We start from the raw sequence: 26618 nt of genomic DNA on the forward strand, positions 1-26618 counted from the left end.
TTCCCTCCCTCTAGCGCCTTTCCCTCCCCTGGGCACCGCATGTCCGGGGAGGGGAACAGGCCCCGGGGAGGGAAACACATGCCCTAAGAACTCCCGCGCCGCGACAGGATCGGGATTCCCGCTGCGGATCCGTCAGGAGGCGTCGCGGATGTCGGTGATGATCCCGGAGAAGTCACGCCCGGCACCCGCGCCCGCGGCGAACTCCGCGTAGATCTCCTGTGCGAGCCGGCCCATGCGCGCCTCCGTGCCCGTCCCCTCGATCGCCTGCAGCGCGAGCCCGAGGTCCTTCGCCATGAGGGCGCCGGCGAACCCCGGCCGGTAGTCGCGGTTGGCGGGGCTCGTCGGCACCGGCCCCGGCACCGGGCAGTTCGTCGTGATCGCCCAGCACTGCCCCGACGCCTGCGACACCACGTCGAACAGTGCCTGATGCTCCAGGCCCAGCCGCTCACCGAGCACGAACGCCTCGGCGACGGCGATCTGGGAGACCCCCAGGATCATGTTGTTGCACACCTTGGCGGCCTGCCCGAGCCCGGGTCCTCCGCAGTGCACGATGCGCTTGCCCATGACCTCCAGCAGGGGAAGGGCGGTGGCGAAGTCCTCGTCCGATCCACCCACCATGAAGGCGAGCGTGCCGTTCTCGGCGCCCACCACGCCGCCCGACACCGGGGCGTCGACGTTGCGGTGCCCTGCCTCGACCGCGAGGGCGTGCGCCGTCCGCGCCTCATCGACCGCGATCGTCGAGCACTCGATGAACAGCGTGCCGGGATCCGCAGCGCCCAGCAGCTCGTCCTGGTAGGCCGAGATCACATGCCTGCCGGCGGGGAACATCGTGATGACGACCTCCGCGCCGGCCACCGCGTCGACTCCGAACTGAGCGATCGGCACGCCCGCCGCCGATGCCGCATCGACCGCTGCGGGCATGACGTCGAAGCCGCGGACCTCGTGGCCGGCCTTGATCAGGTTGAGCGCCATCGGCAGGCCCATGTGGCCGAGACCGAGGAACGCCACGCGCGTCATGATGCGCTCCGCATCTGCTGGGATCCGGCAGGGCGCAGCATCTCGCGTCCGACGATGAGTCGCATGATCTCGTTCGTCCCTTCCAGGATCTGATGCACCCGCAGATCACGGACGACCCTCTCGATCCCGTAGTCCTGAAGGTACCCGTAGCCGCCGTGCAGCTGAAGGGCGCGGTTGGCGACGTCGAAACCGGCGTCGGTCGCGAAGCGCTTGGCCATCGCGCAGCGCATCGTGGCGTCCGGCGCCTTCTGGTCCACGGCCTGCGCGCCGTCGCGCACCATGAGCCGCGCGGCCTGCAGATCCGTGCGCATGTCGGCGACGGCGAACAGGATCGACTGCTTCTCGGCGAGCGGCTCGCCGAACGCCTCCCGCTCGTGCACGTACTGCACCGCGCGGTCGAGGGCCCACTGCGCGCCGCCGATCGAGCAGGCGGCGATATTGAGCCGCCCGCCGTTGAGCGCGCTCATCGCGATCGCGAAGCCCTGCCCCTCGGATCCGAGCATGTTCGACGCGGGCACCCGCACACCGTCCAGGACGACCTGGCGGGTCGGCTGCGCGTGCCAGCCCATCTTCTTCTCCGGGGCCCCGAAGCTCAGGCCGGCCGTGTCCCCGGGGACGAGGAACGCAGAGATGCCGCGCGCGCCCGGCGCGCCCGTGCGCGCCATCACGATGTAGACCGCGGCCTCGCCGGCGCCCGAGATGAACTGCTTCACGCCGGTCAGCACGTAGTCGTCGCCGTCGCGGGTCGCGCTCGTGGCGAGGGCCGCGGCGTCGGAGCCCGCGCCCGGCTCGGTGAGGCAGTAGCTGCCGAGACCTTCCATGGAGACGAGCTCGGGCATCCAGCGATCGAGCTGCGCCTCGCTGCCGTAGCTGTCGATCATCCAGACGACCATGTTGTGGATCGAGATGTACGCCGCGATCGTGGGGTCGCCCTTCGCGAGCTCCTCGAAGATCGCGACCGTGTCGACGCGCTCGAGGCCGGTGCCGCCGGACTGCTCGCGCGCATAGATGCCGCCGAGGCCCAGCTCCCCGGCACGGCGCAGGGTGTCGCGGGGGAACAGGTGCTTCTCGTCGCGCTCGGCGGCGAAAGGGGCGAGCTCGGTCTCGGCGAACTCGCGCACGGCGCCGAGGATGGCGGCGCGCTCTTCCGCGGTCATCGCGACCGGGGTGGTGACGGTGGTCATGGTGTGCTCCTCGTGGGTCGCAGCTGTCGTGAGCGGGGACGGATCAGTGCATCGTCGGGATGACGAAGCTGGCGCCCTCGCGCACCCCGGCGGCGGGCCAGCGGCTGGTCACGGTCTTGGTCTTCGTGTAGAAGCGGAAGGCGTCGGCGCCGTGCTGGTTCAGATCACCGAACCCGCTGCGCTTCCAGCCGCCGAAGGTGAAGTACGCGATCGGCACCGGGATCGGGACGTTCACCCCGACCATCCCCACGTTCACCCGGGCCACGAAGTCGCGGGCGGCGTCGCCGTCGCGCGTGAAGATGCCCACGCCGTTGCCGAACTCGTGCTCCGACGCCATGCGCAGCGCCTCCTCGTAGTCGGCCGCGCGGGCCACCACGAGCACCGGGCCGAAGATCTCCTCCCGGTAGATCGACATGTCCGTCGTCACCCGGTCGAACAGGGTCGGGCCGAGATAGAACCCCTGCTCGTGGCCCGGCACGGAGAACCCGCGACCGTCCACGACGAGGTCGGCGCCCGCATCGATCCCCTGCTGGATGTAGCCGGTCACGCGATCGACCGCGGCGGCGTTCACGAGCGGGCCGTAGTCCACGCCCGGCGCGTCGGACGGACCGACCTTCAGCTTCTCGATCCGCTCCACGAGCTTCGCCGTGAGCGCGTCGGCGGTGTCGTCGCCGACCGGGACGGCCACCGAGATCGCCATGCAGCGCTCCCCCGCCGAGCCGTAGCCCGCGCCGATGAGCGCGTCGGCCGCCTGGTCCAGATCGGCGTCCGGCATGACCACCAGGTGGTTCTTCGCGCCGCCGAAGCACTGGGCGCGCTTGCCGTGCGCGTTCGCCGTCGAGTAGATGTACTCGGCGATCGGCGTGGATCCGACGAAGCCGATCGCGCGCACCCGCTCGTCGGTGAGCAGCACGTCGACGGCCTCCTTGTCGCCGTGCACGACGTTGAGGATGCCCGCCGGGAGCCCGGCCTCCAGGAACAGCTCGGCGATCCGCACGGGCACCGAGGGGTCGCGCTCGCTGGGCTTGAGGATGAACGCGTTGCCGGCGGCGATGGCCGGACCCATCTGCCAGAGCGGGATCATCGCGGGGAAGTTGAACGGCGTGATGCCCGCCACCACGCCGAGCGGCTGGCGCATCGAGTAGACGTCGATGCCGGCGCCCACGCCCGTGGAGTACTCGCCCTTGAGCAGGTGCGGGGCGCCGATGCAGAACTCGATCACCTCGACGCCGCGCTGGATGTCGCCCCGAGCATCGTCGACGGTCTTGCCGTGCTCGCTGGACAGCAGCGCGGCCAGCTCATCGGTCTCGTCGCGGAGGAGCTCGAGGAAGCGCATGAGCACCCGCGCGCGCTTCTGCGGGTTCGTCGCCGCCCAGCCCGGCTGCGCCGCCTCCGCGTCGGCGATCGCCGCGCGCACCTCATGCGCGCTCGCGAGCGGCACGCGCGCCTGCACGGCGCCGGTCGAGGGGTCGAAGACCTCGCCCCAGCGCCCTCCGTTCGCCTCCGGGCTGCCGGGGATCCCGGATCCTCCGATGAAGTGGGTGATGTCGCGGACCATCGTGTGCTCCTGGTTCTGCGTCGTCGTCGACGCGGACTCCAGATTACATGGCCGTCCATGTAGTTACGAGGGCTTCCATGTAATTCATCGACACCTGGCGGCCAGTTCACCTCCCCGTCACCTTGAGCACGTACAACAGATCTCGCGCGGGCCGCAGACGCTGACCGGATCGGGTGCTCGTCTTCCCCGCGCTTCAGGGATCCGCCCGGCTTTCTCGCACGGGCGTCCAGCGGTCACGAACCGCAGGACCCCCGCCGAATCGGGTCGGCGGGGGTCCTCTCGTTCGCGGGGCTCAGCGGCTCACTGCTCCCAGGTGACCTGGGGGCTCGGCTTGCCGAAGTCCACCGTGGGGGTCTCCAGATAGCCGCCGAAGGTGACCGTGTAGGTCTGGCCGTCGCTGCCCTGCAGACTCATGTCGACGGGGATCGAGTCGTACGCGGAGACCACCGTGGGCGAGGATCCGTTGCTCTCAGGCTGCAGCGCGTCGAGGGCGGCGCTGCCGTCCGCCGTGAGCGTGCGCGTGACGGTTCCCTCCACCGGGCTCGCACCGGAGAGGTCGATCGCGGTGATGTCCATGCCGCAGGGCGTGGCCAGGGTCTTCATGGCCACGCACGCCTCGACCGCCGAGCGCACGAGCGAGCGGAACTGGGAGACCCCCGCATCGTTGAGCTTGGTGCGGACGTCGTAGAGGGCCGACGCGTCGTCGTAGGACGCGATCGCGAAGGTCGAGTCGCCGTCGATCGAGAAGTACTTGGAGTCCAGCGCGATCTGGTAGGTGCCGGGGAACACGTACGCATCCGTGATGTCGGCGGTCGGCACGCCGTTGAACGTCGCGTCGAGCCCGCGCAGGCTGTCCAGCGAGATCGGCGTCACGCCGTTCGTGATCTTCCAGGCGTCCTTGACCTTGTACACCTCGTACGTGGTCGACACGGTGCGGCCGCCGACCTCGAAGCTCGCCGCGACGGCGCCGGAGTACTTGCCCTCGCCGCCCTTCTTCACCGTGATGTGGCTGACCCCGCCGAGCTTGTCGGAGGCCTTCAGCACGGAGTCGGTGAGCAGCTTCTTGTCCGGGACGCTCTCGAGGTAGCCGAGGGCCGTCTTCGCGTCGCCCTTCGAGACGGCGGTCAGGTAGGCCTTCACCGTGTCGGCGGCCGTGACGGACGAGCGGGTCAGGGCGGGCACCACGAGCAGCGCCACGACGAGGATCGCGACGATCACCAGGGCCGCGCCGCCGCCGATCAGGCCCCAGAGCAGACCCTTCGAGGTCTTCTTCGGAGGCTGCCCGCCGGGGGCCTGGCCCGGCTGCGCGCCGTAGGGCTGCCCCGGGTACGGCTGCGCGACCGGTGCGCCGTAGGGCTGCCCCGGATACGAGGGCGCCGGCTGCGCGCCGTAAGCCTGCCCGGGCTGCGCGCCGTAGGGCTGCCCCGGCTGACCGGGATAGGCCTGCGTCGACTGTCCCGACTGTGCGCCGTAAGGCTGACCCGGCTGGCCGGGGTAGGCCTGCGCCTGCGTGGCCGGGTACTCCTGCGCCGGCTGGCCAGGGTACGACTGCGCAGCGCCGGAGGACGGGGCGGCGGAAGGCTGGCCCGGCGCCGCGGCTCCGGGAACCACGGGTGCGGGATAGGACCCCGGGGGCGGGAACGCCTCGGTGGGGAAGGCCTCGGTCGGCTGTTCGGGTGCGGCGGGCGCGGCCTCGGGCGCGGGCGCCGTCTCGGGCGCGGCCTCGGCCGGCTGCGCGGGCACGGCAGGAGCGGCCTCGGGAGGACCTGCCTCGATCGGCGCTGCATCGGCCGGGGCGCCGTCGGCCGGGGCCGGGGCGGGTGCGTCCGCGGGCGGTGGCGGCGTCGGCTGCTGCGCCGTGGATCCGAAATCGAGCTCGTGGCCGCCCTGCAGCGGCTCCCCCTCAGTTGGCATGGACAACACGATACTCAGCGCGGGGCCCCTGCTCGATGGGCAGAACTCCCCGGCCGTTCCGTCTATTTGCGTCAAACCGTGGCTTTTGACCCTCGGAACCCACGGTTTGACGCAAATAGACGGAACCGACGGAACGGGTCCCCCAGGCTCAGAGGGCCTGGATGCGCCAGGAGGCGACGTGCTCGCCGCGTGGGGGGAGCACCGTGAGTCCCGCGCCCGAGTTGTAGGCGTCGGGGGCGCACGTCATCGGCTCGACCGCGAGACCGATCCGGTGCGTCGCGGGATCCGCGGGCGTGTCGGCCGTGTGGATCTGCATCCACCGGCACGCCTCGTCCGCGTGCAGCGCGACCCCGCGGCCGTCGCGGGCACGCACCTCGACGGAGGCGATCCCGTCCGTGGCCGCCAGCTCCGTGAACGCATGGTCGATGAAGGTCGCGCCGATCCGGCGAGCCGCGCGGAAGTCCCACTGCGGATGCGCGTCGACGGGCTCGAGCGCGACCGGGCTCAACCGGTCGGGCGTGACCGTCAGGACGGCCGACGCGGGGAGGAGGAGAGTCCACCCGTCCACGGGAGGCGCCTCGTCCTCGGCGTCGCCCGCCACGAGATACGGGTGCGGCCCGGTGCCCCAGGGCGCTGGATCCGTTCCGGTGTTGCGCCCGGTCACCGTCTGGGTGAGCCCGTCCGCGCCCAGGCGGTACTCCACCACGACCTCGACGCGGAACGGATACCCGGCCTGCGGTTCGATGGTCGTGGCGAGCACCACGCGGTCCGGCTCCACCACGCGCGCGACGAACGCGCTCCACGCGACGAGGCCATGCAGCGCGTGCCCGCGCTCCGGTTCGGTCAGCGGCAGCCGATGCTCCGCCCCGCCGAAGGCGTAGCGCCCGTCGACGACCCGATTGGGCCAGGGCGCGAGCGTGGCCCCGCGGTAGTTCGGACGCACCTGGTCGGCCGCGAACGGCACCACGAGGTCCCGTCCTTCGAACCGCAGCGCGCGCAGCGTGGCGCCCACCGAGGCGATGTCGGCCTCATAGCCCTCCGCGGCGAGCGCGAACTGCCGCCCGGAGCGCGGCAGCGGTTCCTCGTCCGCCATCACAGTCCCTGCGCGAGGCGGTAGTACGCCTGGTTCCACCGCACCCGCTGCTGGAACTCCGGCAGGGTGGTGCTCTCGTCGATCACGAGCAGCTCCACCTCGGCCATCTCGGCGAAGTCTCGGAACGCCTCGATCCCGACGGCGGTCGACATCACCGTGTGGTGCGCGGCCCCGGCGGTCAGCCAGGCCGCCGCGGACGTCGTGAAGTCGGGCTGCGGCTTCCAGACGGCACGGCCGACCGGAAGGTTCGGCAGAGCCGCGCGCGGGGCGACGTTCTCGACGACGTTGGCGGTCAGGCGGAATCGATCGCGCATGTCGCTCAGCGCGACGACGATCGCGGATCCCGGATCCGCCGTGAACACCAGCCGCACCGGGTCGTCCTTGCCGCCGATGCCCAGCGGATGGATCTCGAGCGTGGGCTTCTGCGTGGTCAGCGACGGCGAGACCTCGAGCATGTGCGCGCCCAGGATGAGCTCGTCACCGGGCGTCAGGTCGTAGGTGTAGTCCTCCATGAGGCTCGCACCTCCGGGAAGGCCGGCGCCCATGACGTTCGCGATGCGCACGAGCACCGCCGTCTTCCAGTCGCCTTCGGCGCCGAAGCCGTAGCCCTCGGCCATGAGCCGCTGGACGGCGAGGCCCGGGAGCTGCTTCAGCGCGCCGAGATCCTCGAACGAGGTCGTGAACGCCGCGAACCCGCCCTCCTCGAGGAACGAGCGCAGCCCGAGCTCGATCGCCGCGCCGTCGCGCAGGGACGAATGCCGCTCCCCGCCCTTGCGCAGCTCGGGCACCACCGCGTATCGCTCCTCGTACTCCGCCACGAGCGCGTCGATGTCGGACTCCGCCGCCGCGGCGACCGCCTCGGCGAGCTCGTTGACGCCCCACGTGTTGACCTGCACGCCGAAGCGCAGCTCGGCCTCCGTCTTGTCCCCCTCGGTCACGGCGACGTAGCGCATGTTGTCGCCGAAGCGCGCGAGCTTCATCGAGCGGCTCGCGGCCAGGCCGGCCGCGGCCCGCTGCCAGATGCCCAGCTCCCGCTGCACGCGGGGGTCGGACGCGTGTCCGACGATCGTCTTGCGGGGCACCCCGAGGCGCGTCTGGATGTAGCCGAACTCGCGGTCGCCGTGGGCGGCCTGGTTCAGGTTCATGAAGTCGAAGTCGATGTCGGCCCAGGGCAGCTCCACGTTGGCCTGGGTGTGCAGGTGCGCGAGCGGCTTCTGCAGGGCGTCGAGGCCGGCGATCCACATCTTCGCCGGGCTGAACGTGTGCATCCAGGCGATCAGGCCGATCACCCGGTCGTCGGCGTTCGCCTCGAGGGCGGTGCGCCGGATCGCCGCGGAGTCGGTGAGCACCGGCTTCCACACGATGCGCACCGGCACGTCGCCGGCCTCGTCGAGGATCCGCGCGATCTGCTGCGACTGGTCTGCGACCTGCGCGAGCGTCTGCGGACCGTACAGGTGCTGGCTGCCCGTGAGGAACCAGACCTCGTAGCCGTCGAGGGAGGTGGTCAGTGTCGGCATCATCGGCCTTTCTGTGTGCCGGTCGTCGAGCGAGGAGCGCAGCCGGGCGACGCGTCGCTCAACGACCGGAGGGAAGGGAGGCCACCGCGGCGGCCTCGATGGCGAGTCCCGCACGGTAGCGGTCGAGGTAGGCGGCGAAGCCGGCGGCGTCGGCGGGATCCGGGTCCGCGACGACGAGCGCGGCCGAGGCGAACACCCGCCGGTCGAGGTATGCACCGAGGTCGAGCTCCCCGGCGTGCGCGAGATAGGACGCGAGCACGGCGATCCCCCACGCCCCGCCCTCGGAGGCCGCCTCACCGATCGCGACGGGGGCGCCCAGCGCCGCAGCGAGGAAGCGCTGCGCGACGCCGGCCGTGCGGAACATGCCCCCGTGGGCGAACATGCGGTCGAGCCGCACGCCCTCGGCGGCGAGGGTCTGCATGCCCAGTGCGAGCGTCCCGAATACGCCGTAGAGCTGCGCGCGCATGACGTTCGCCAGGGTGAAGGCGCTGCCGGGGGTGCGCACCAGCAGGGGCCGCCCCTCCGTCAGCCCCGCGATCGGCTCCCCCGCGAGGTGGTTGTAGGCGAGCACTCCCCCGGCGTCGGCGTCGCCGTCGAGCGCCTCGCGGAAGAGCGCCTCGAAGGCGGTGTCGTCGCTCACCGGCGCCCCGGCCGCGGTGGCGAACCGCGTGAACAGCCCCGCCCAGGCGGCGAGCTCGCTCGCGCCGTTGTTGCAGTGCACCATCGCGACCGCGTCGCCCGCCGGCGTCGTGACGAGGTCGATCTCCTGGTGCACGCCGTCGAGCGGACGCTCGAGCACGACCATCGCGAAGATGCTCGTGCCGGCGCTCACGTTCCCCGTGCGCGGGGCGACGGCGTTGGTGGCGACCATCCCGGTGCCGGCGTCGCCCTCGGGCGGGCACAGCGGGATGCCGGGCGCGAGCGTTCCGGAGGGATCCAGCAGCAGCGCCCCGTCGGCGGTGAGCGCCCCCGCGTCCGCGCCCGCGGGCAGCACCGCCGGAAGCAGGTCCGTCAGGGGCGCGGGCAGCCGCCCGGCGGCGAGGGCGTCGTACGCGCGCGCCTTGGCGGCGTCGTAGGCTCCCGTCGCGGCGTCGATCGGGAACATCCCCGAGGCGTCGCCGACACCCAGGACCCGCCGCCCCGTGAGCCGCTCGTGCACGTATCCGGCGAGGGTGTTCACGCTCGCGATGCGCGGCAGGTGGACCTCCCCGTCGACGACCGCCTGGTGCAGATGCGCGATCGACCAGCGCAGCGGGATGTTCACCCCGAGCAGCTCGGTGAGCTCGGCGGCCGCGACGGCGGTGTTGGTGTTGCGCCAGGTGCGGAAGGGCACCAGCAGTTCGCCCGCGGCGTCGAACGCCAGGTATCCGTGCATCATGGCCGAGATCCCGAGGGCTCCGAACGTCGTCGGCCGCACGCCGTACCGGTCGTGCACGTCCGCGACCAGCGCGGCATAGGCCGCCTGGAGGCCGGCCCAGACCTCGTCCAGGCCGTAGGTCCACAGGCCGTCTTCGAGCCGGTTCTCCCAGGCGGCGGACCCGGAGGCGAGCACGACGGACGGATCGGATCCGATCAGGCACGCCTTGATGCGGGTGGATCCGAGCTCGATCCCCAGGCTCGTCCGGCCGGAGAGGATGTCGTCGCGCGCGCTCATCGGCGGGCGTCCGCGCTCTGGCCGTACACGTTCTGGTAGCGGTCGAAGAGGCGGTCGATCGCCTCCTGCGGGAGCGGGATGAGCGGCCCGGCCTCTCGCGCGTGGTGCACGGTGCGCGCCACGTCCTCGACCATGACGGCGGCCTTGACCGCGTCCGCCGCATTCACGCCGATCGTGAACGGTCCGTGGTTCTGCATGAGCACCGCACGGCTGCGGTGCCCACGCAGAGTCTCGACGATCCCCCGGCCGATCGAGTCGTCGCCGATGATCGCGAACGGCCCGACGGGGATCGGACCGCCGAACTCGTCCGCCATGGCGGTGATGACGCAGGGGATCTCCTCACCGCGCGCCGCCCAGGCCACGGCGTACGTGGAATGCGTGTGCACCACCCCGCCGACCTCGGGCATGTGCCGGTAGACGTACGCGTGGGCGGCGGTGTCGCTGGACGGGGCGCGGTCGCTGCCGGCGGTGCCCGGCACCACCGCGCCGTCGAGATCGCAGAGGATCATGTTCTCGGGCGCCAGGTCGTCGTAGCTCACGCCGGAGGGCTTGATGACGAAGAGGTCGCCGCTGCCGTCGTCGGAGAGGCGGACCCGGCCCGACACGTTGCCGCCGGTCCAGACCACGAGACCGTAGCGCACGAGCTCGGCGTGCAGCCGGGCGACGTCGGCGCGGACGGCGTCGATCGCCTGCTCGATCTCGGGGGCGGAACGGGTCATGCGGATCCTCTCGGTGGCGCCCGAGATGCTCCTGGGCGACTGTGACCGGTCACGGACAAGTGTGACACCCGGGCACCGGGTCGTCAAGACCTCGACGCCGCGGCGCTCAGGCGCTCAGCCGCTCAGCCGCTCAGGCGGAGGGTGCGACCACCGAGTCGCGGATCACCAGCACCGGCGCGATCGGATCGGCCGCGTGCCGATCGGCATCCGCCGCGGCGTCCGCACCAGTCCGACCGCCGGCACCGGATCCGCTGCGGGCGATGACGCGCGCCACGGCGCGTCGTGCGAGCTCCTCGAAGTCCTGGCGCACGGTGGTCAGCGGCGGCCAGGCGTACGCCGCCTCCGGCACGTCGTCGAAGCCGACGATGCTGATCCGCTGCGGCACCGAGATCCCCGCCGCGCGCAGGCCCCCGAGGAGACCGAGCGCCATCTGGTCGTTGGCGGCGAACACCGCCGTCGCGCCCGACGCGATCACGTCCGCGGCGGCCTCGTGACCCGAGCGCGGGCTCCAGTCGCCGGCGAACACCGGCCCCTGCGGCAGCCCCCGCGCGGCGAGCTCCTCGGCGAAGCCCGCGGTGCGCGCCTCCGCCTCGAGCCAGTCGCGAGGGCCGGCGAGATGCGCGATCCGCTCGTGCCCGGCGTCGGCGAGCGTCGCCACGGCGAGGCGGGCGCCGGCCCGCTGGTCGACCGAGAAGTCCGCGCGCTCCGCCGCGTGCAGGATCACGGTCGGGATCCCGGTGCCGAGAGCGTCGAGCACGTCGAGCGTGCGGGCGTGCGGGGCGAACACGATGAGGCCGTCCACGGCCTGACCCCGCAGGTGCTCGATCGCCGCGGTCACCGAGGCGCCGTCGCCGGAGTCGGCGAAGGCCGCCGTGAGCCAGTAGCCGGCCTCGCGCGCCGAGGCCTCGATCGCCGCCATGCTGCGCGAAGGGCCGTACTGCAGCGCATCCGAGGCGAGCACCCCGATCGTGCGGGTGCGGTGCGTGCCCAGCGCCCTGGCGGCGTTGTTCATGCGATAGCCGAGCTCCTCCATCGCCGCCACCACTCGGGCGTGCGTATCGGGCGCGACATCCGGATGGTCGTTGAGCACGCGCGACACGGTCTGCCGGGAGACACCCGCGAGCGCGGCCACGTCCCGCACCCCGACGGCGCGCTGCGGCTTCGAGTCACTCACGCCTGCGAGTGTACGGGGCGCGGGCCCCTGCACTCCGGCAGGCCGGGTCAGCGGGCCAGGCCGAGCCGCTCGAGGGAGGCGTTGCGGAAGCGCCCGGACGGATCCATGCGGTCCGCGAGCGTGACGAAGTCGCCCCAGCGCGGCGTGCGCCGGCGGATCTCCGCGGGAGCGAGCGTCGCGAGCTTGCCCCAGTGCGGGCGTGCCGTGTCCGGCAGGGCCTCCTCGATCACCGGGAGCAGCGCCTCGACGGCCGGCTGATCCCGACGCCACGTGAAGTGCACGCCGACGGCCGGCTCCCCGTAGGACGAGCTCAGCCAGAGGTCGTCGGCCGCGACCGTGCGGATCTCGTTCACGAGCAGCAGCGGGGCGATCCGGTCGGCGAGGGCGCGGACCGCCTCGATCGCGCGCACCGCGTCGCGCCGCGGCACGAGGTACTCGCTCTGCAGCTCCTCCCCCGCCGACGGCGTGAACGCGAGCCGGAAGTGCGGCAGCCGCTCGTGCCACGGGCCGGCCTCGCCGAGCTGGGGCGTGCACGCCTCCGCCGAGACGCCGAGGATCGGATGCCTCGGCACCGTCGCCGCCGTGGCGCCGAGCCGCGCGAGCAGATCCCGGTCGGGACCCGGCTCGCCCACGCGGTTCTTCACCCACAGCTGGTCGGCACGGTCGCGGTCCGTCCATCGGCTGAAGATGCTGACGCTGGTGCCGAGCGCAGTGACCCGATCGAACTCGGCGAGCACCGCGTCCCACGCAGGACCCTCGTGCACGGTCTGCGCCACGTCGTAGGCGGGTTCGACGTCGAGCTCGAGCTCCACGATCACGCCGAGCGCTCCGAGGGAGACGATCGCTCCGGGGAAATCCGGGTCGCCGCGCCGCAGGACGCGCTCCCCCTCGGGCCCCGCGAGCGTGATCGCCCGCACGGCCGTGGCGAGGGATCCGATGGCGTCGCCGGATCCGTGCGTGCCCGTCGACACCGCCCCCGCGACGGAGATGTGGGGCAGCGACGCGAGGTTCGCGAGGGCCAGACCGCGCCGCTGCAGCTCCGCCCCGAGCTCGCCGTACCGGAGGCCCGCCGAGACGCGCACCGCGCCGGGAGAGACCTGATCGATCACGACGGGCATCTCCGCGAGGTCGATGAGGGTGCCGTCGGTGTCGGCGATGGCGCTGAAGCTGTGCCGGGATCCGAGCGGACGCAGGGGGCCCGGTGTCGCAAGCGCGCTCACCAGCTCGTCGCGGCTGCGCGGGCGGGCGACCGCCCGCGCGCTGTACGACACGTTGCCGGCCCAGTTCGTCCCGATGCTCATCGCCACATCATAGAGGCGCGACAGTGCCACCCGCCGCGGCTGTTACATCGATAGAACGGCGTCGGCGCCCGAGCCGACGTCCCGGGCATAGGCTGATCGCATGGCCGGAAGCACGCGCGCGACGATGCGCGACGTCGCGTCGCTGGCCGGGGTGTCGGCGAAGACCGTGTCGAACGTCGTCACGGGGTCCGTGTTCGTGCGGGACGACACCCGCGAACGCGTCGAAGAGGCGATGCGCAAGCTCGACTTCGTGCCCAACCTCAGTGCCCGGAGCCTGCGCAACGGCCGCTCCGGGGTCATCGCGCTCGCCCTCCCCTACCTGGCCACGTCGTTCTCCGCGGAGCTGCTCGACCACATCGTGCAGGCGGCCCGCTCCCGGGGGCTCGCGGTGCAGGTCGAGCAGACCGGATCCGAGCCGCGCCGCGAGCGCGAACTGCTCTCGCGCGCCCGCGCGCACCTCGTCGACGGGCTGATCCTGAATCCGATCCGGCTCGAGGACAGCGCGCTCACCGACGCCGACCGCCAGCTGCCGGTGGTGCTCATCGGCGAAGTCGAGCACCAGCTCGCCGATCATGTCGGGATCGACAGCGTCGCCGGGGCGGCCGAGCTGACCCGGCACGTGATCGCCCGCGGCGCCCGCCGGATCGCCGTCGTCGGCGGCGACGACCAGCACGCGATCGCGACCGCCACCAGCCGGCTCCGCCTGCAGGGGGTGCGCCAGGCACTCGCCGAGGCCGGCCTGCCCGCGGATCCGCGCCTGACCGCGAACCACGCCGACTGGACGATGAGCGGGGGCGCGGCCGCGATGACCGAGCTGCTCACCCGCGGCGTGCCCTTCGACGCCGTCCTCGCCTTCACCGACTCCCTCGCCGCCGGTGCCCTGCACGTGCTGCACGAGCGCGGCATCAGGGTGCCGGAGGACGTGCTCGTCACCGGCTTCGACGACGTGGAGCTCGCCCGCTTCACCGATCCCGCCCTGTCCACGGTGCAGATCGACCGGGCCGCCTTCGCCGCCGCCGCGGTCGACCTGCTCGCGGAGCGGATCGCCGATCCGACCGGCACCCCGCGCACGATCACGGTGCCGCACCGGCTCATCGTGCGCGACAGCACCGCCGCCGCCCCCCGAGGCTGGACGCCCGCGCGCTGACGGCTCGGCGCGATGAGCGCGCGAGCGCCGCGTGCGGCACGATGCGCGGCCGCCGCTGCAGCGCGCGAACGCCCCACCCGGGCACGCTGTGCCGCCGCCGCAGCGAGACCCCGGTCTTCCAAGATGGAAAACGCGCCCCCACCGGAGCTCCGGGCAGCGTTTTCCATCTCGCCGCCACGCGCGCCACGTCCCGAAGAGGGAGAACACACCGCGGACCGGCGCCCCGGCGACGTCATCCATCTCCCGGACGCGCGAACGCGCCACCCGGGCACAGTGCGCAGCCCCCCGCAGCGAGACGAACCCCGTCCTGTCACGCGGATCCGTGACCGGTCTCAGTTACCTCTTGCGCGGCATATTTCATCGATGTAATGATGTCGGAGTTCCCCGATCGTCCACGAAGGAGTGACGATGACACCACCTCTCGATCTGAACCGGCGGCAGTTCCTCGGCGCCGCGGGTCTCGCCGCCGGCACGGCCCTGCTCGCCGGCTGCGCCCCGTCCGCCAGCGCCGCCGGCACGCGCACGCTGCAGTTCTGGCACCTCCTCTCCGGCGGCGACGGCGTCACGATGTCGGGCCTGCTCGACGCCGTGAACACCGCCCAGGCCGACTACCGGATCCGTCCGACCGTGCTCGCCTGGGGCACGCCCTACTACACGAAACTCGCGATGGCCGCGGCCGGCGGGCGTGCCCCCGACGTCGCGATCATGCACGCCACCCGCGTGCTGGGCTGGGCTCCCGGCGGCCTCCTGGACGCCTGGGACACCGGACGACTCGCAGACCTCGGCGTGGATGCGTCGACCTTCCCGGATCCGATCTGGAAGAAGGGGGAGGTCGACGGCAAGCGCCTCAGCATCGCGCTCGACGCGCACCCCTTCGTGCTCATGTACAACACCGATGTCTGCCGCAAGGCGGGTGTGCTCGGCGCCGACGGGCGACTGAAGGAGGCGAAGAGCCCGGACGAGTTCCTCGCCATGGTCGACGCGATCGCCGGGGTCACCGGCGGGCACGGCCTCTCCTACGGCTATCTCGGCGACGGCTCTCAGATGTGGCGGCTCTTCTACACGCTCTACACCCAGCACGGCATCGAGATGGAGATGCCGCAGGGCGGATCCGCCGTGATCGACAAGGACGCGGCCGTCGCCTCGCTCGAGTTCATGCAGAAGCTGCTCGACGGGAAACGGGCGGCGAAGCAGGCCGACTACGGCACCGCGGTCGCCGAGTTCGCCACCGGCAAGAGCGGCATGTTCCTCAGCGGCGTCTGGGAGCTGCGCACCATGCAGGCGGCCAAGATCCCCTTCGACATCGCGATGATCCCGCCGCTGTTCGGCACGCGCACCGCCTACGCCGACTCGCACTCCTTCGTCCTGCCGCACCAGTCGCATCCCGACCCGGCGAGCCGCGATCTCGTCTACCGGTTCGTGGCCGACATGCTCAAGGGCTCCTTCGGCTGGGCGGAGGCGGGGCACATCCCCGCCTACCTCCCCGTCACGGAGTCCCCCGAGTACGCCGACCTGCTGCCCCAGGCGCACTATGCCGAGGCAGCCGGGTACGTGCGCTACGACCCGCCCGCGTGGTTCACCGGCTCCGGCTCCAACTTCCAGGGGCAGTTCGGCGCTGCGGCGCAGCCCGCCCTGCTCGGCGGGGGCAGCCCCGCCGACGCCATCGCCCGCTTCGAGGAGGCGGTCACGCGCTTCCTCGCCCAACCCAATCCGGCCGACCCGGAAGGAGCACGGAGATGACCGCGACGGCCACCACCACGACCATCGTCACCGGCCGGGCCGCGACCCGCGCCGCACGCCGGCACGCCGGCGGATCCCGCGGCGGGGAGCAGCTGATCGGCTGGGTGTTCCTGGCCCCGTTCCTCGTCGCGTTCGCGCTGTTCCTCGCCTGGCCGATCCTGCACGGGCTCTACCTGAGCTTCACCGACCAGTCGCTCACCGGATCCGGCGGAGGCTTCGTCGGCGTCGCGAACTACGTCGAGGCCCTCGGCGACCCGGTCATGTGGGGCGCCTTCGGCAACACCGTGTGGTTCACGGTGCTGTCCACCATCCCCCTTGTCGTCATCGCCCTCCTCATGGCGGTGCTCGTCGACCGCGGACTGCCGGGCCAGTGGCTCTGGCGGCTCTCGTTCTTCATGCCGTACCTGCTCGCCTCCACGGTGATCTCGCAGATCTGGATCTGGATCTTCAATCCCCAGATCGGCGCGGCGAACAACGTGCTGAAGGCGTTCGGCCTCGAGCCCATCGCCTGGCTGCAGGATCCGGCCGTGAACATGCTCGCGATCGTCATCGCGACCGTGTGGTGGACGATCGGCTTCAACTTCCTGCTCTACCTCGCGGCCCTGCAGAACATCCCGCAGCAGCAGTACGAGGCGGCGGCGCTCGACGGCGCCGGCGGCTGGCGGCAGTTCTGGTCGATCACGCTCCCCCAGCTGGGACCTGCGACCACCCTCATCGGCCTCCTGCAGATCCTGGCGTCGCTCAAGCTGTTCGACCAGGCGTACCAGATGCTCGGCGGCCTCTCCAGCGACACCACGCGCTCGATCGTGCAGTACATCTACGAGACCGGCTTCGTCGGCTACCGCTTCGGCTACTCGGCGGCGATCTCCTACGTGTTCTTCGCGATCATCATCATCCTCGGCGTCGCGCAGGCGCTGATCACCCGTCGGCGGAAGGACGTCCGATGACCACCGCGACCCGCACCCTCGTCGCTCCCGGCGCCGCGCGCGCCCGCACCCGCCGGCCGATCGGCCGCCGGTTCACCGTCCTGACCGTCGTCGCGTTCGCGGTGCTGCTGGTCCTCGCGATCGGCTGGCTGCTGCCGTTCCTGTGGGCGGTGGCCACGGCGTTCAAGACCGAGACCGACGCCGCCTCCGGCGACCCCGGCTGGATCGGGGCGAGCGGTCCGACCGTCCAGGCGTTCTCCGCGATCCTCGGGCAGGGCAACGTCTACCTCTGGGCCTGGAACAGCCTGTGGACCGCGACCGCCGTCACCGTGCTCACGGTGACGATCTCGGCCCTCGCGGCGTACGCCTTCTCGCGGCTCGACTTCCGCGGACGCAAGTGGCTGTTCGTCGTCATCGTGGCCGCCATCGTCGTGCCGCCGCAGGTGCTGATCATCCCGCTGTTCTACGAGATGCTGGCCTTCAACCTGGTCGACACGCACTGGGGCCTGATCCTGCCGCAGGTCGTGGCTCCGGCGATGGTTTTCATCCTGAAGCGGTTCTTCGACGCGGTCCCGATCGAGCTCGAGGACGCCGCACGCGTCGACGGCGCGAGCAGGTTCCGGGTGTTCTGGTCGATCGTGCTGCCGCTGAGCCGCCCGATCCTCGCCTCCGTCGCGATCTTCGTGTTCATCGGCGCGTGGAACAACTTCCTCTGGCCGTTCCTCGTGATCAACGACACCGGGCTCATGACGCTGCCGGTCGGCCTGCAGACCGTCATCAGCGCCTACGGGGTGCAGTACGCGCAGGTCATGGCCCAGGCCGTGCTCGCCGCCCTCCCCCTCATCGTCGTGTTCCTCATCTTCCAGAAGCAGATCGTCAAGGGAGTCGCCACCAGCGGCTTCGGCGGTCAGTGACCCGACCCGAAAGGATCCTCATGACCCACGCCCGCATCACCGTCGACCGCGACTTCACGATCGCCGAGGTGCCGCGCCGCCTGTTCGGCCAGTTCGTCGAGCACATGGGCCGCTGCGTCTACACCGGCATCTACGAGCCCGGCCACCCGGCGGCGGACGCCCGCGGATTCCGCACCGACGTGCTCGAGCTCGTGCGCGAGCTCGGCCCGACGGTCGTGCGCTACCCCGGCGGCAATTTCGTCTCCGGCTACCGCTGGGAGGACGGGGTCGGCCCCGTCGCCGATCGCCCGGTGCGCATGGACGGCGCCTGGCACACGATCGAGACGAACGCGTTCGGCCTGCACGAGTTCATGGACTGGTCGCGCGAGGCCGAGGTCGAGGTCATGGAGGCCATCAACCTCGGCACCCGCGGCGTCGAGGAGGCCAGGGCGCTCGTCGAGTACGCCAACCACCCCGGCGGCACGTACTGGTCGGACCTGCGCCGCCGCAACGGCGCGGAGGATCCGTTCGGGATCAAGCTGTGGTGCCTCGGCAACGAGCTGGACGGCCCCTGGCAGATCGGGCACAAGACCGCGCACGAGTACGGACGCCTCGCCCAGGAGACGGCCAAGGCGATGAAGCTCGTGGACCCTGAGATCGAGCTCGTCGCGGTCGGATCGTCGAACCGGCAGATGCCCACCTTCGGCACCTGGGAGCACACCGTGCTCACGCACGCGTACGAGGAGGTCGACTACATCTCCATGCACGCGTACTACCGCGAGCAGGACGGCGACGCGGCCTCGTTCCTCGCCGAGGGCGTGGAGATGGACACGTTCATCGACGGCGTCATCTCGACGATCGACGCCGTCAAGGCCGCCGGCAAGCACAGCAAGCAGGTGAACATCTCGTTCGACGAGTGGAACGTCTGGGACTTCGACCGGTTCAACGACGTCGAGGAGGGCGAGGTGGCTGCGGCCGGCTGGCGCGAGCACCCGCGGCTCATCGAGGACACCTACACCGTGACCGACGCGGTCGTCGTCGGCACCTTCCTGCACAGCCTGCTGCGCCACGGCGACCGCGTGAAGATCGCCAACCAGGCGCAGCTCGTCAACGTGATCGCCCCCATCCGCTCCGAGGAGGGCGGCCCCGCCTGGCGGCAGACCATCTTCTGGCCGTTCGCGCGGATGGCGCGGATGGCGAAGGGCCGGATCCTGCGGCTCGCGATCTCGTCGACCAAGGGCGAGACGGCCCGGTTCGGCGATGTGGACGAGGTCGACGCCGTGGCGACGTGGGACGAGTCGTCGGGACGGCTCGCGCTGTTCGTCGCGAACCGCTCGCTCGCGTCGGAGGCCACGGTCGACCTCGACCTGCACGGCCTGCGGGCGACCGCGGTGCGCTCGGCCGAGGTGCTCACGGTGCCCGACGACGGAGACCGCCTCACGGCGAACGTCGAGCACGCGCCGGATGCGGTCGGGCTGCGGCCGCTCGACGGCGTCGCGATCGACGACGGCGCGGTCCGCCTCACGCTGCCGGCCCTGTCGTGGTCGGCGGTGGAGTTCGAGGTCGCCCGCGGCTGACCCTCTGGGTCGTCGAGCGCCCCGGAGGCGAGACGAGACGCGGTGCTCCTGCGAGGGCACCGCGTCTCGTCTCGGTCGCCTCCGGCGGCGTCGCTCGACACCCCGAGGAGGGACTCAGCCCAGGGGGTCGGCCAGCAGGCGCGCGAAGGCGGCGTCGGCGGCGCCGATCAGCAGCCGGTCGGCGCCGAGCGCGGCCGCGGAGATCGCCAGCCCCTCGGCCGACGCGGCGAGCGCACGCCGGCGCACGTCCTCGTCGAAGGCGTCCGGATCCAGATCCCGCAGGATCGCCAGGAAGCCGCCCAGCACGATCATCGCCGGGTTGAGCACGTTGACGGCGTTGCCGAGGGTCGCCGCGAGGATCCGGCGCTGCCGCGCGGTCTCGTCCATCGCGGCGCGGTCGGTCGACGCGGTCAGCGCCGCGCGCAACTCCGCGTCGTCGGGTGCCGTGAGCCCCGCGGCCTGCACCAGGCGCGCCCGGTTGACCTCGTCCTCCAGCACCCCGCCGTCGACGCGGCGGTCTGCGACGTCGGCCACGCTGGCCGCCGTCTGCCCCCACTCGCCCGCATAGCCGCCGACGCCGCCGATGAGCCGCCCGTGCAGGATGAGCCCGCCGCCGATGCCGCTCGCACCGCCGTTGAGGTAGACGACATCCTCATGCTCCCTGGCTGCACCGAAGAGCCGCTCGGCCCGCGCGCCGAGAGACGCGTCGTTGCCCACCACGACGTCGACGCCGAGGGCCGCCGCGAGCGGGCCGGCGATGTCGGCGTCGCGCCAGTCCAGGTGCGGGGCGAACCGGACGAGGCCGTCCGAAGCCCGCACCAGGCCGGGCACCGCAAGACCGACGCCCTCGATGCGCACGCCGTGCAGCGCGCCGTCGCGCCAGCCGTCCACGACGCGGGCGACGATCTCGACGACGTCGGCGACGCCGGGCTGCTCGACGGGGATCCGCTCCCGCTCGCGCACCGCGCCGCCCAGCGCGACGGCCCCGAGCTCGACGGCGTCGATCTCGGGGTTGACGCCGATGGCGACCACGCCGGGGCTGGCTGCGACCATCGGCGAGGGGCGGCCCACGCGGCGCGTGGGATCCGGCTCGTGCTCCTCCACCAGCCCGGCCTCGACCAGTCGCCCGACCAGGTCCGAGACGGTGGAGCGGTTCAGGCCCGTCTCCGCCGTGATGACGGCGCGGGACCGCGGGCCGGAGTGGTGCACGAGGCGGAGGACCTCGGCGAGGTTGGTGCGCCGCACCCCCTCGACGGTCGTCGCGCGTTCGTTCATCCGGCGTCTCGCTTCCTGCACGCGGTGGGACTCCAGGCTACCGATCGCCGTGGTCCGCCTGCGCAGGCGCGTATGCGAAACGCGTGATGCGCACTTCGCCGCTCGGTTCGGCGCCCGCGCTCGTGGCGTACGCCCCGATCCAGAGCCCGAGGAAGCCACCGGTGGCCGAGGCGTCCAGGTCGCGCCCGTCCGCCGACTCCAGGTCCCGCCCTGCATGCCGGAACGCGTAGTCGTATCCGCGCCCGCTGACGACGAGCTCCACCTCCGGCGCCTCCGCCGGCGCCCCGTGATCGCGCCGCAGCACCTCGCCGCCGAGGCAGCGCTCGGACGTAAGCCGGAGCCCGTCCGGGGTGCGGGTGACGGCGACCGCGACGTGGTCCCGCTCGGACTGCCGCAGCACGACCCCCGCGCTCTCGCCCTCGGCGAGCCCGCGCACGTCCAGTGTGCAGCGCACGTCGACGTCGGCGTGCTGCTGCCTCACGCCCAGGAACGCGGGCGCCGACGGATCGTGCAGCGACGCGGCGCGCACCGGAAGCCGCCAGACGTCGCCCTCCGCGATCGCGACCTCGGCCGGCAGGGCGCGCAGCGCCGTCCACCGGGGGTCGGCGGGGGCGACGACGCCGGCGACGCGGTCGTCCGGCTGCCATGAGCCGGCACGCGGCGCTTCGGTCGCCCAGGGGATCGCGACCGCGCTCGGCAGCCGCCCCTCTCCGGGGGCGAAGACCGGCCAGCCGTCCTCCCACACGACAGGGCAGAGGAAGGTCTCCCGGCCGAGCGGGTAGTGCCGTCCGTCGTCGGCGCGCATCGCGAGCATCACGGCGAACCAGGATCCGTCCGCCGCCTGCACGAGATCCGCGTGTCCGGCGCCGATCACCGGGCTGGTCCGTCCCAGCTGCCGATGCGTGAACACCGGGTTCGCCCGGTCGCCGGCATAGGGTCCGGCGATCTCGTCCGCACGCGCCGCACTGACCGCGTGGTGGAACTCGGTGCCGCCCTCGGCCGCGATCAGCAGCCAGCGCCCGTCGACGCGGTACAGATGCGGCCCTTCGGCCCACACGGCACCGCGCACCGCGCCCCGCCAGATCACGTGCTCCGCACCCACGAGGCGGCGCTCGGCGGGGGCGTACTCGCGCACCCAGACCTCGGTCTGATCGTGCCATTCCGGGGCGGTCGCCAGTCGGGTGCCGTGCAGCCACACGCGTCCCTCGTCGTCGAAGGCGATCGACGGATCGATCCCCGCGGCGTCGAGCATCACCGGGTCGCTCCAGGGGCCCGCCGGGTCGCTCGCCGTCACCAGGAAGTTCCCGCCCCGGGACCCGTCGTCCCGGTCGACGAGCGTGCACACGACCCAGAACAGCCCGAGACCGTGGCGGATGGTCGGCGCGTACAGCCCTCCGGAGGATCCGATCCCGTCGAAGTCGAGCATGCCCGGCCGATCGATCACGTGCGCGACCGTCTCCCAGCGGATCAGGTCGCGGGAGCGCAGCACCGGAAGGCCTGGCAGGTACTCGAACGTGGAGGTGACGAGGTAGTACCACTCGCCCACCCGGCAGATCGACGGATCCGGATGGCACCCGGGAAGGATCGGGTTCGCCGCCGCGATCACGCGACCGACACCGTCACCAGGCGGGCGTCGGCGGCGCCGACCGCGTGCACCTCGCCCGTCAGCACCACCGGGAGCGCCGCCGTGGCCGCTCCGGGAAGCGTCCGGCGCGCACGAGCGCGCTCATTCGAGATGGCCCCGCCGGTCACCCCGCCGAGCTCCGGCGCCGGGGCGGAGGCCTCGGCGTGGGCCGCGGCCCAGACGCGCACCTCCCCCGGCTCGACCACCCGGGTGAGCGTGCGATCGGAGAAGGCGAAGCGGGCGGCGGGCACGGTGAAGCGCAGCGTGCGGCGCTCCCCGGGATCGAGCTCGACGCGCGTATATCCGAGCAGCTGCGCCACCGGACGCGTGACGCTCGCCACGACGTCCCGCCCGTACAGCTGCACGACCTCGGCACCACGGGAGGCGCCGGTGTTCGCCACCGTCACGGTCGCGACGAGGTCGCCGTCGGTGCGGGCCTCGGCGGAGACGGCGAACCCCTCGTAGGCGAACGTCGTGTACGAGAGCCCGAAGCCGAACGGACGCAGCGGCGTCGGATCCGTCGACGTGACGTCCGAGGGGCCGCCGAGGATCGGGTGCAGGTAGCTGTACGGCTGCGCGCCCGCGGATCGCGGCAGGCTCACCGGCAGCCGCCCCGAGGGCGAGACGGCTCCGGTGAGCACGTCCGCGATCGCCGTGCCGCCCTCCTCGCCGGGGAAGAAGGCCTGCAGCACCGCACCGGGGCGGCCCTGGGCGCCGTCGAGCGCCCAGTCGATCGCGTAGGGGCGGCCGGAGAGCACGACCATGACGACGGGGGTGCCGGTGGCCACGACCCGCTCGACGAGCTCGCGCTGGACGCCCGGGAGATCCAGCGACTCCACGTCGTTGCCCTCGCCGACGGTCCCCCGCCCGAAGAGCCCCGCCTGGTCCCCGACGACGACGATCGCCACATCGGCGTCCGCGGCGGCGCGCTCGGCGTCGGCGAATCCGGCGCGGTCGTCGCCGTCGACCTCGGATCCGCGCACGTGCACGACCTCTGCCCCCGGGAGAGCGGCGGCCAGCGCCTCGCGCACGGTGGGCATCTCGATCCCCAGCTCGTGATCGGGGTGGTGCGCGAGCACGTGGTTCGCGAACGAGTAGCAGCCCTGCAGCGCCTCCGTGCGGTCGGCGTTGGGGCCGATGAGCGCGATGCGCCCCGCTGTCGCGGCCAGCGGCAGGACGCCGTCGTTCGACAGCAGCACGAGGGATTCCGCGGCCAGCCGCCGCGCGACGGAGCGGTGCCGCGGGGTGTCGAGGTCGACCGCGACCGGGGCGTCGTCCTCGAAGACGCCGGGCTCGAGGAGTCCGAGCTGCTCCTTCTGGGCGAGCACCCGGATGACGGCGCGGTCGAGGTACGCCTCGTCGAGCGCACCGCTGCGCACCCGGCCCACCAGCGGCTCCAGATACGCGTCGCCGGAGGGCAGCTCCACGTCGATCCCGGCCCGCAGCGCGAGCTCGGCGGCCGCGCCCCGGTCGGCGGCGATCGCGTGCATGACCTCCAGGAACGCGATGGCGAAGTAGTCGGCCACCACGACGCCGTCGAAGCCCAGACGCTGCCGGAGGAGCCCCGTCAGCAGGGCCGGATCCGACGCGACCGGCACACCGTCGATCTCGGCGTAGCTGTTCATGACGCTGCGGACGCCGCCGTCCCGGATCGCCATCTCGAACGGCGGCAGGAAGACGTCGGCCACCTCGCGCGGCCCCGCCGACACCGGGGCGTGGTTGCGCCCGGCGCGGGAGCCCGAGTACCCGAGGAAGTGCTTGAGCGTGGCGTGCACCCCGGCGGACTGCAGGCCCTGGACGTACGCCGTCCCCACCGTGCCCACGAGGTAGGGGTCCTCGCCGATGCACTCGTCCACGCGCCCCCAGCGGGGGTCGCGCACCACGTCGAGCACCGGGGCGAGCCCCTGGTGGATGCCGAGCGTGCGCATCGACTCCCCGATGAGCGCACCCATCTCGGCGACGAGCTCCGGGTCGAACGAGGCGCCCCACGCCAGCGGCGTCGGGAAGGTCGCGGCCTTCCATGCGGCGAGCCCGGTCAGGCACTCCTCGTGCACGAGAGCCGGGATCCCGAGTCGCGTCTCGCGCTTCAGCCGGCGCTGCTCCTCCCAGAGCCACGCGGCGCGCTGCGCAGGCTCGACGGGCCGGGTGCCGTAGACGCGCGTGAAGTGGCCGATGCCCTCGCGGGTGATCTCGGCGAGCGTGTCGTGGCGTCCCGCGGCCGCCATCTCGTGCTGCAGGGGCGCCACGACCTCTCCGCCCTGATCGAGCCAGTATCCGACGAGCTGCGCGGCCTTCTCCTCGAGCGTCATCTCTGCGAGCAGCTCCCCCACTCGGGGGGAGGCGATCGGGAAGGCCGGGATCTCCTCCGTCGCGGCGACGGTCTCCAGGGACGTGTCCGAAGTCATGCTCAGCCCTTCACCGCGCCGGTCAGGCCGCCCACGATGCGGCGTTCGAAGAGGCTGAAGAAGATGAGCGCGGGCAGCATCGACAGCGAGGTGTAGGCGAGCACCCGGGCGGTGTCGACCGAGTACTGCGAGGAGAAGTTCTGCACGCCCAGCGGCAGGGTGAACAGGTTCGGATCGTTGAGGATGAACAGCGGCAGCATGTAGCCGTTCCAGGATCCGACGAACGCGAGGATGCCGACCGTCACGACGCCGGGCAGGCTGAGCGGGATCACCATCCGCCAGAAGAAGCCGAGACGGGAGGCCCCGTCGATCGCCGCCGCCTCCTCGAGCTCCTTCGGGATCGCCTTCAGGAACGGCACGAGGATGATGATCGTGCCGGGCAGCGCGAACGCGATCTGGGGCACGATGATCCCGGCCAGGCTGTTCACCAGTCCGAGGTTGCGGATCAGCAGGTACAGCGGCGTGATCGCGACGGTGACGGGGAACATCAGCCCCGCGGCGAACAGCGAGTACATCACCGGCTTGGCGGCGTACTCGTACCGCGCGAGCACGTACGCCGCCATCACGCCGAGCAGCACCGCGCCGAGGGTCGTGCCGATCGCCACGATCGTCGAGTTGAGCAGGGCGGTCCAGAACTCGGATCCCGCGAGCACGTCGGAGTAGTTGGCGAACTGCCAGGGCGCCGGGAAGCCGGACGGGTCCTTCGTGATCTGCGAGTTCGTGCGGAACCCGCCGATGATGATGTAGAGCACCGGCGTGATGCAGATCGTCACGAGCACGATCGCGATCAGGTACAGCCCGGGGCTCCCCCACGGGGCCTTCTCGGAACGGCGTTCGCCGCGGCGGCCGCGCGGCTGCACGATCGCCGTGGTGCGGAGGGTGTCGGTGGTCATCGTCGGGCCTTTCCGCTGTCGCCGGTCAGGGCGCCGTCGGTGTCGCGCCGCAGCACGAAGCGCTGGTAGATCAGGGCGACGACGAGCGTGATAAGGAAGAGCATCACGGCCACCGCGTTGCCGAAGCCGTAGCTGCCGGCCAGATGCCCGTTCTGGTACATGTAGGTCGCCATCGTCGAGGTGCCGGCCGTGGCGGAGATGTACTGACCCCAGATGATGTTGACGAGGTCGAACAGCTGCAGGGCGCCGATGATCGACAGGAATGCCCAGATCCGGATCGTCGGCCCCAGCAGCGGCACCGTGATGTTCCACTGGATCTTCCAGAACCCGGCGCCGTCGATCGCCGCCGCCTCGAAGAGCTCCTCCGGGATGGACTGCATCCCCGCGAGCATGAGGATGACCGCGAAGCCGATGTACTTCCACGTGATGATGATCATCAGCGTCCACAGCGCGAGCTTCGGATCCGCGAGCCACGAGTGCTGCAGGAAGCCGAGCCCGAGCTTGCCGAGCAGCGAGTTGAGCGCTCCCGTGTCCTGCATCATCAGGTTCCAGCCCGTGCCGACGATGACCTCGGAGATCACGTACGGCACGAAGATCAGCACGCGGATCAGCGACCGCCCGCGGAACTTCTGGTTCAGCAGCAGGGCGAACAGGATCGCGATCGGCCCCTGCAGCACGAGCGAGAGCACGACGATCGCGAAATTGTGCACGACTGCATCGCGGAACGTGTGGTCCTGCCACATGTGGACGTAGTTGTCGAGGCCGACGAACTGCGTCGGCCAGCCGAAACCGTTCCACTTGAAGAAGCCGTAGACGGACGCCATCCCCACGGGGAGGATGACGAATCCGACGAACATCAGCAGGGCGGGTCCCGAGAGCAGCGCGATCTCACCGCGCTTGCGCCAGTCGGCGCGTGCTCGCCGCACCGGGGCCGGGGAGGCCCCGGTCCCGGTGCGGCGGCTGCTCTCAGGCACGGCCCCGGCCATCACCTGGGTGCCGGTCATCGC

Annotated in this window: 20 protein-coding genes; 5 read left to right on the plus strand and 15 right to left on the minus strand. The window is 72.0% G+C overall.

Features of this window, described 5'->3' with window-relative positions:
- Positions 1-132 precede the first annotated feature (132 nt).
- The 10 genes from mmsB to RL72_RS11225 form a co-directional block, all read right to left on the minus strand.
- Positions 133-1017 carry a 3-hydroxyisobutyrate dehydrogenase gene (gene mmsB / locus RL72_RS11180; protein WP_045250927.1) on the minus strand — a complete coding sequence of 295 codons (885 nt, stop codon included), beginning with the start codon at positions 1015-1017 and terminating at the stop codon, positions 133-135.
- Complete coding sequence (locus RL72_RS11185) at positions 1014-2201, minus strand: acyl-CoA dehydrogenase family protein (protein WP_045250928.1); 1188 nt, start codon at positions 2199-2201, stop codon at positions 1014-1016. Before RL72_RS11185 ends, mmsB begins: the two co-directional genes overlap by 4 nt.
- Positions 2202-2244: 43 nt before the next feature.
- On the minus strand, positions 2245-3759 hold the full coding sequence (locus RL72_RS11190) for a CoA-acylating methylmalonate-semialdehyde dehydrogenase (protein ID WP_045250929.1): 1515 nt from the start codon (positions 3757-3759) through the stop codon (positions 2245-2247).
- A 300-nt stretch (positions 3760-4059) separates the two neighbouring features.
- Positions 4060-5673, minus strand: coding sequence for a hypothetical protein (locus RL72_RS20245; RefSeq protein ID WP_052674339.1), 1614 nt, complete (start codon positions 5671-5673; stop codon positions 4060-4062).
- A gap of 148 nt (positions 5674-5821) precedes the next feature.
- The gene (locus tag RL72_RS11200; protein ID WP_045250930.1) at positions 5822-6766 is read right to left on the minus strand and encodes an aldose 1-epimerase family protein; all 945 of its coding nucleotides are present in this window, start codon (positions 6764-6766) and stop codon (positions 5822-5824) included.
- Positions 6766-8283, minus strand: a complete 1518-nt coding sequence (araA, locus tag RL72_RS11205) for an L-arabinose isomerase (RefSeq protein ID WP_045251013.1) — start codon at positions 8281-8283, stop codon at positions 6766-6768. The genes RL72_RS11200 and araA overlap by 1 nt, the downstream gene beginning before the upstream one ends.
- 58 nt (positions 8284-8341) lie before the next feature.
- Positions 8342-9937: a xylulokinase gene (locus tag RL72_RS11210; RefSeq protein WP_045250931.1), complete on the minus strand. Its 1596-nt coding sequence runs from the start codon at positions 9935-9937 to the stop codon at positions 8342-8344.
- Positions 9934-10656 (minus strand): L-ribulose-5-phosphate 4-epimerase, encoded by a 723-nt coding sequence (locus RL72_RS11215; RefSeq protein ID WP_045250932.1) that lies wholly within the window; start codon positions 10654-10656, stop codon positions 9934-9936. Before RL72_RS11215 ends, RL72_RS11210 begins: the two co-directional genes overlap by 4 nt.
- 130 nt (positions 10657-10786) lie before the next feature.
- On the minus strand, positions 10787-11830 hold the full coding sequence (locus RL72_RS11220) for a LacI family DNA-binding transcriptional regulator (RefSeq protein WP_045250933.1): 1044 nt from the start codon (positions 11828-11830) through the stop codon (positions 10787-10789).
- A 47-nt stretch (positions 11831-11877) separates the two neighbouring features.
- A complete protein-coding gene (locus RL72_RS11225) occupies positions 11878-13131 on the minus strand; it encodes an FAD-binding protein (protein ID WP_045250934.1) in 1254 nt (417 codons plus the stop codon).
- A gap of 100 nt (positions 13132-13231) precedes the next feature.
- Between RL72_RS11225 and RL72_RS11230 the strand changes: the two genes are divergently transcribed.
- The 5 genes from RL72_RS11230 (at position 13232) to arfA (ending at position 19414) form a co-directional block, all read left to right on the plus strand.
- On the plus strand, positions 13232-14278 hold the full coding sequence (locus tag RL72_RS11230; RefSeq protein ID WP_045250935.1) for a LacI family DNA-binding transcriptional regulator: 1047 nt from the start codon (positions 13232-13234) through the stop codon (positions 14276-14278).
- A gap of 408 nt (positions 14279-14686) precedes the next feature.
- Entirely contained in the window at positions 14687-16018 is a 1332-nt protein-coding gene (locus RL72_RS11235) for an extracellular solute-binding protein (RefSeq protein WP_045250936.1), read from the plus strand.
- Positions 16015-16965: a carbohydrate ABC transporter permease gene (locus RL72_RS11240; protein ID WP_045250937.1), complete on the plus strand. Its 951-nt coding sequence runs from the start codon at positions 16015-16017 to the stop codon at positions 16963-16965. The genes RL72_RS11235 and RL72_RS11240 overlap by 4 nt, the downstream gene beginning before the upstream one ends.
- The gene (locus RL72_RS11245) at positions 16962-17858 is read left to right on the plus strand and encodes a carbohydrate ABC transporter permease (protein WP_045250938.1); all 897 of its coding nucleotides are present in this window, start codon (positions 16962-16964) and stop codon (positions 17856-17858) included. The genes RL72_RS11240 and RL72_RS11245 overlap by 4 nt, the downstream gene beginning before the upstream one ends.
- A gap of 20 nt (positions 17859-17878) precedes the next feature.
- Entirely contained in the window at positions 17879-19414 is a 1536-nt protein-coding gene (arfA, locus tag RL72_RS11250; protein ID WP_045250939.1) for an arabinosylfuranosidase ArfA, read from the plus strand.
- Between the two features lie 114 nt (positions 19415-19528).
- Here the strand turns inward: arfA and RL72_RS11255 are convergent, their stop codons facing one another.
- From RL72_RS11255 to RL72_RS11275, 5 genes are read right to left on the minus strand one after another with little or no spacing between them, the layout of a single operon-like run.
- Positions 19529-20689, minus strand: a complete 1161-nt coding sequence (locus RL72_RS11255) for an ROK family transcriptional regulator (RefSeq protein ID WP_045250940.1) — start codon at positions 20687-20689, stop codon at positions 19529-19531.
- Between the two features lie 37 nt (positions 20690-20726).
- On the minus strand, positions 20727-22295 hold the full coding sequence (locus tag RL72_RS11260) for a glycoside hydrolase family 43 protein (RefSeq protein WP_045250941.1): 1569 nt from the start codon (positions 22293-22295) through the stop codon (positions 20727-20729).
- Entirely contained in the window at positions 22292-24718 is a 2427-nt protein-coding gene (locus RL72_RS11265) for a beta-xylosidase/alpha-l-arabinosidase (RefSeq protein ID WP_045250942.1), read from the minus strand. Before RL72_RS11265 ends, RL72_RS11260 begins: the two co-directional genes overlap by 4 nt.
- A gap of 2 nt (positions 24719-24720) precedes the next feature.
- Positions 24721-25611 carry a carbohydrate ABC transporter permease gene (locus RL72_RS11270; protein WP_045250943.1) on the minus strand — a complete coding sequence of 297 codons (891 nt, stop codon included), beginning with the start codon at positions 25609-25611 and terminating at the stop codon, positions 24721-24723.
- The gene (locus RL72_RS11275) at positions 25608-26615 is read right to left on the minus strand and encodes a carbohydrate ABC transporter permease (RefSeq protein ID WP_045250944.1); all 1008 of its coding nucleotides are present in this window, start codon (positions 26613-26615) and stop codon (positions 25608-25610) included. Before RL72_RS11275 ends, RL72_RS11270 begins: the two co-directional genes overlap by 4 nt.
- Between the last annotated feature and the right edge of the window lie 3 nt (positions 26616-26618).

It is taken from the genome of Microbacterium azadirachtae, from assembly GCF_000956545.1.
Lineage (GTDB): Bacteria > Actinomycetota > Actinomycetes > Actinomycetales > Microbacteriaceae > Microbacterium > Microbacterium azadirachtae.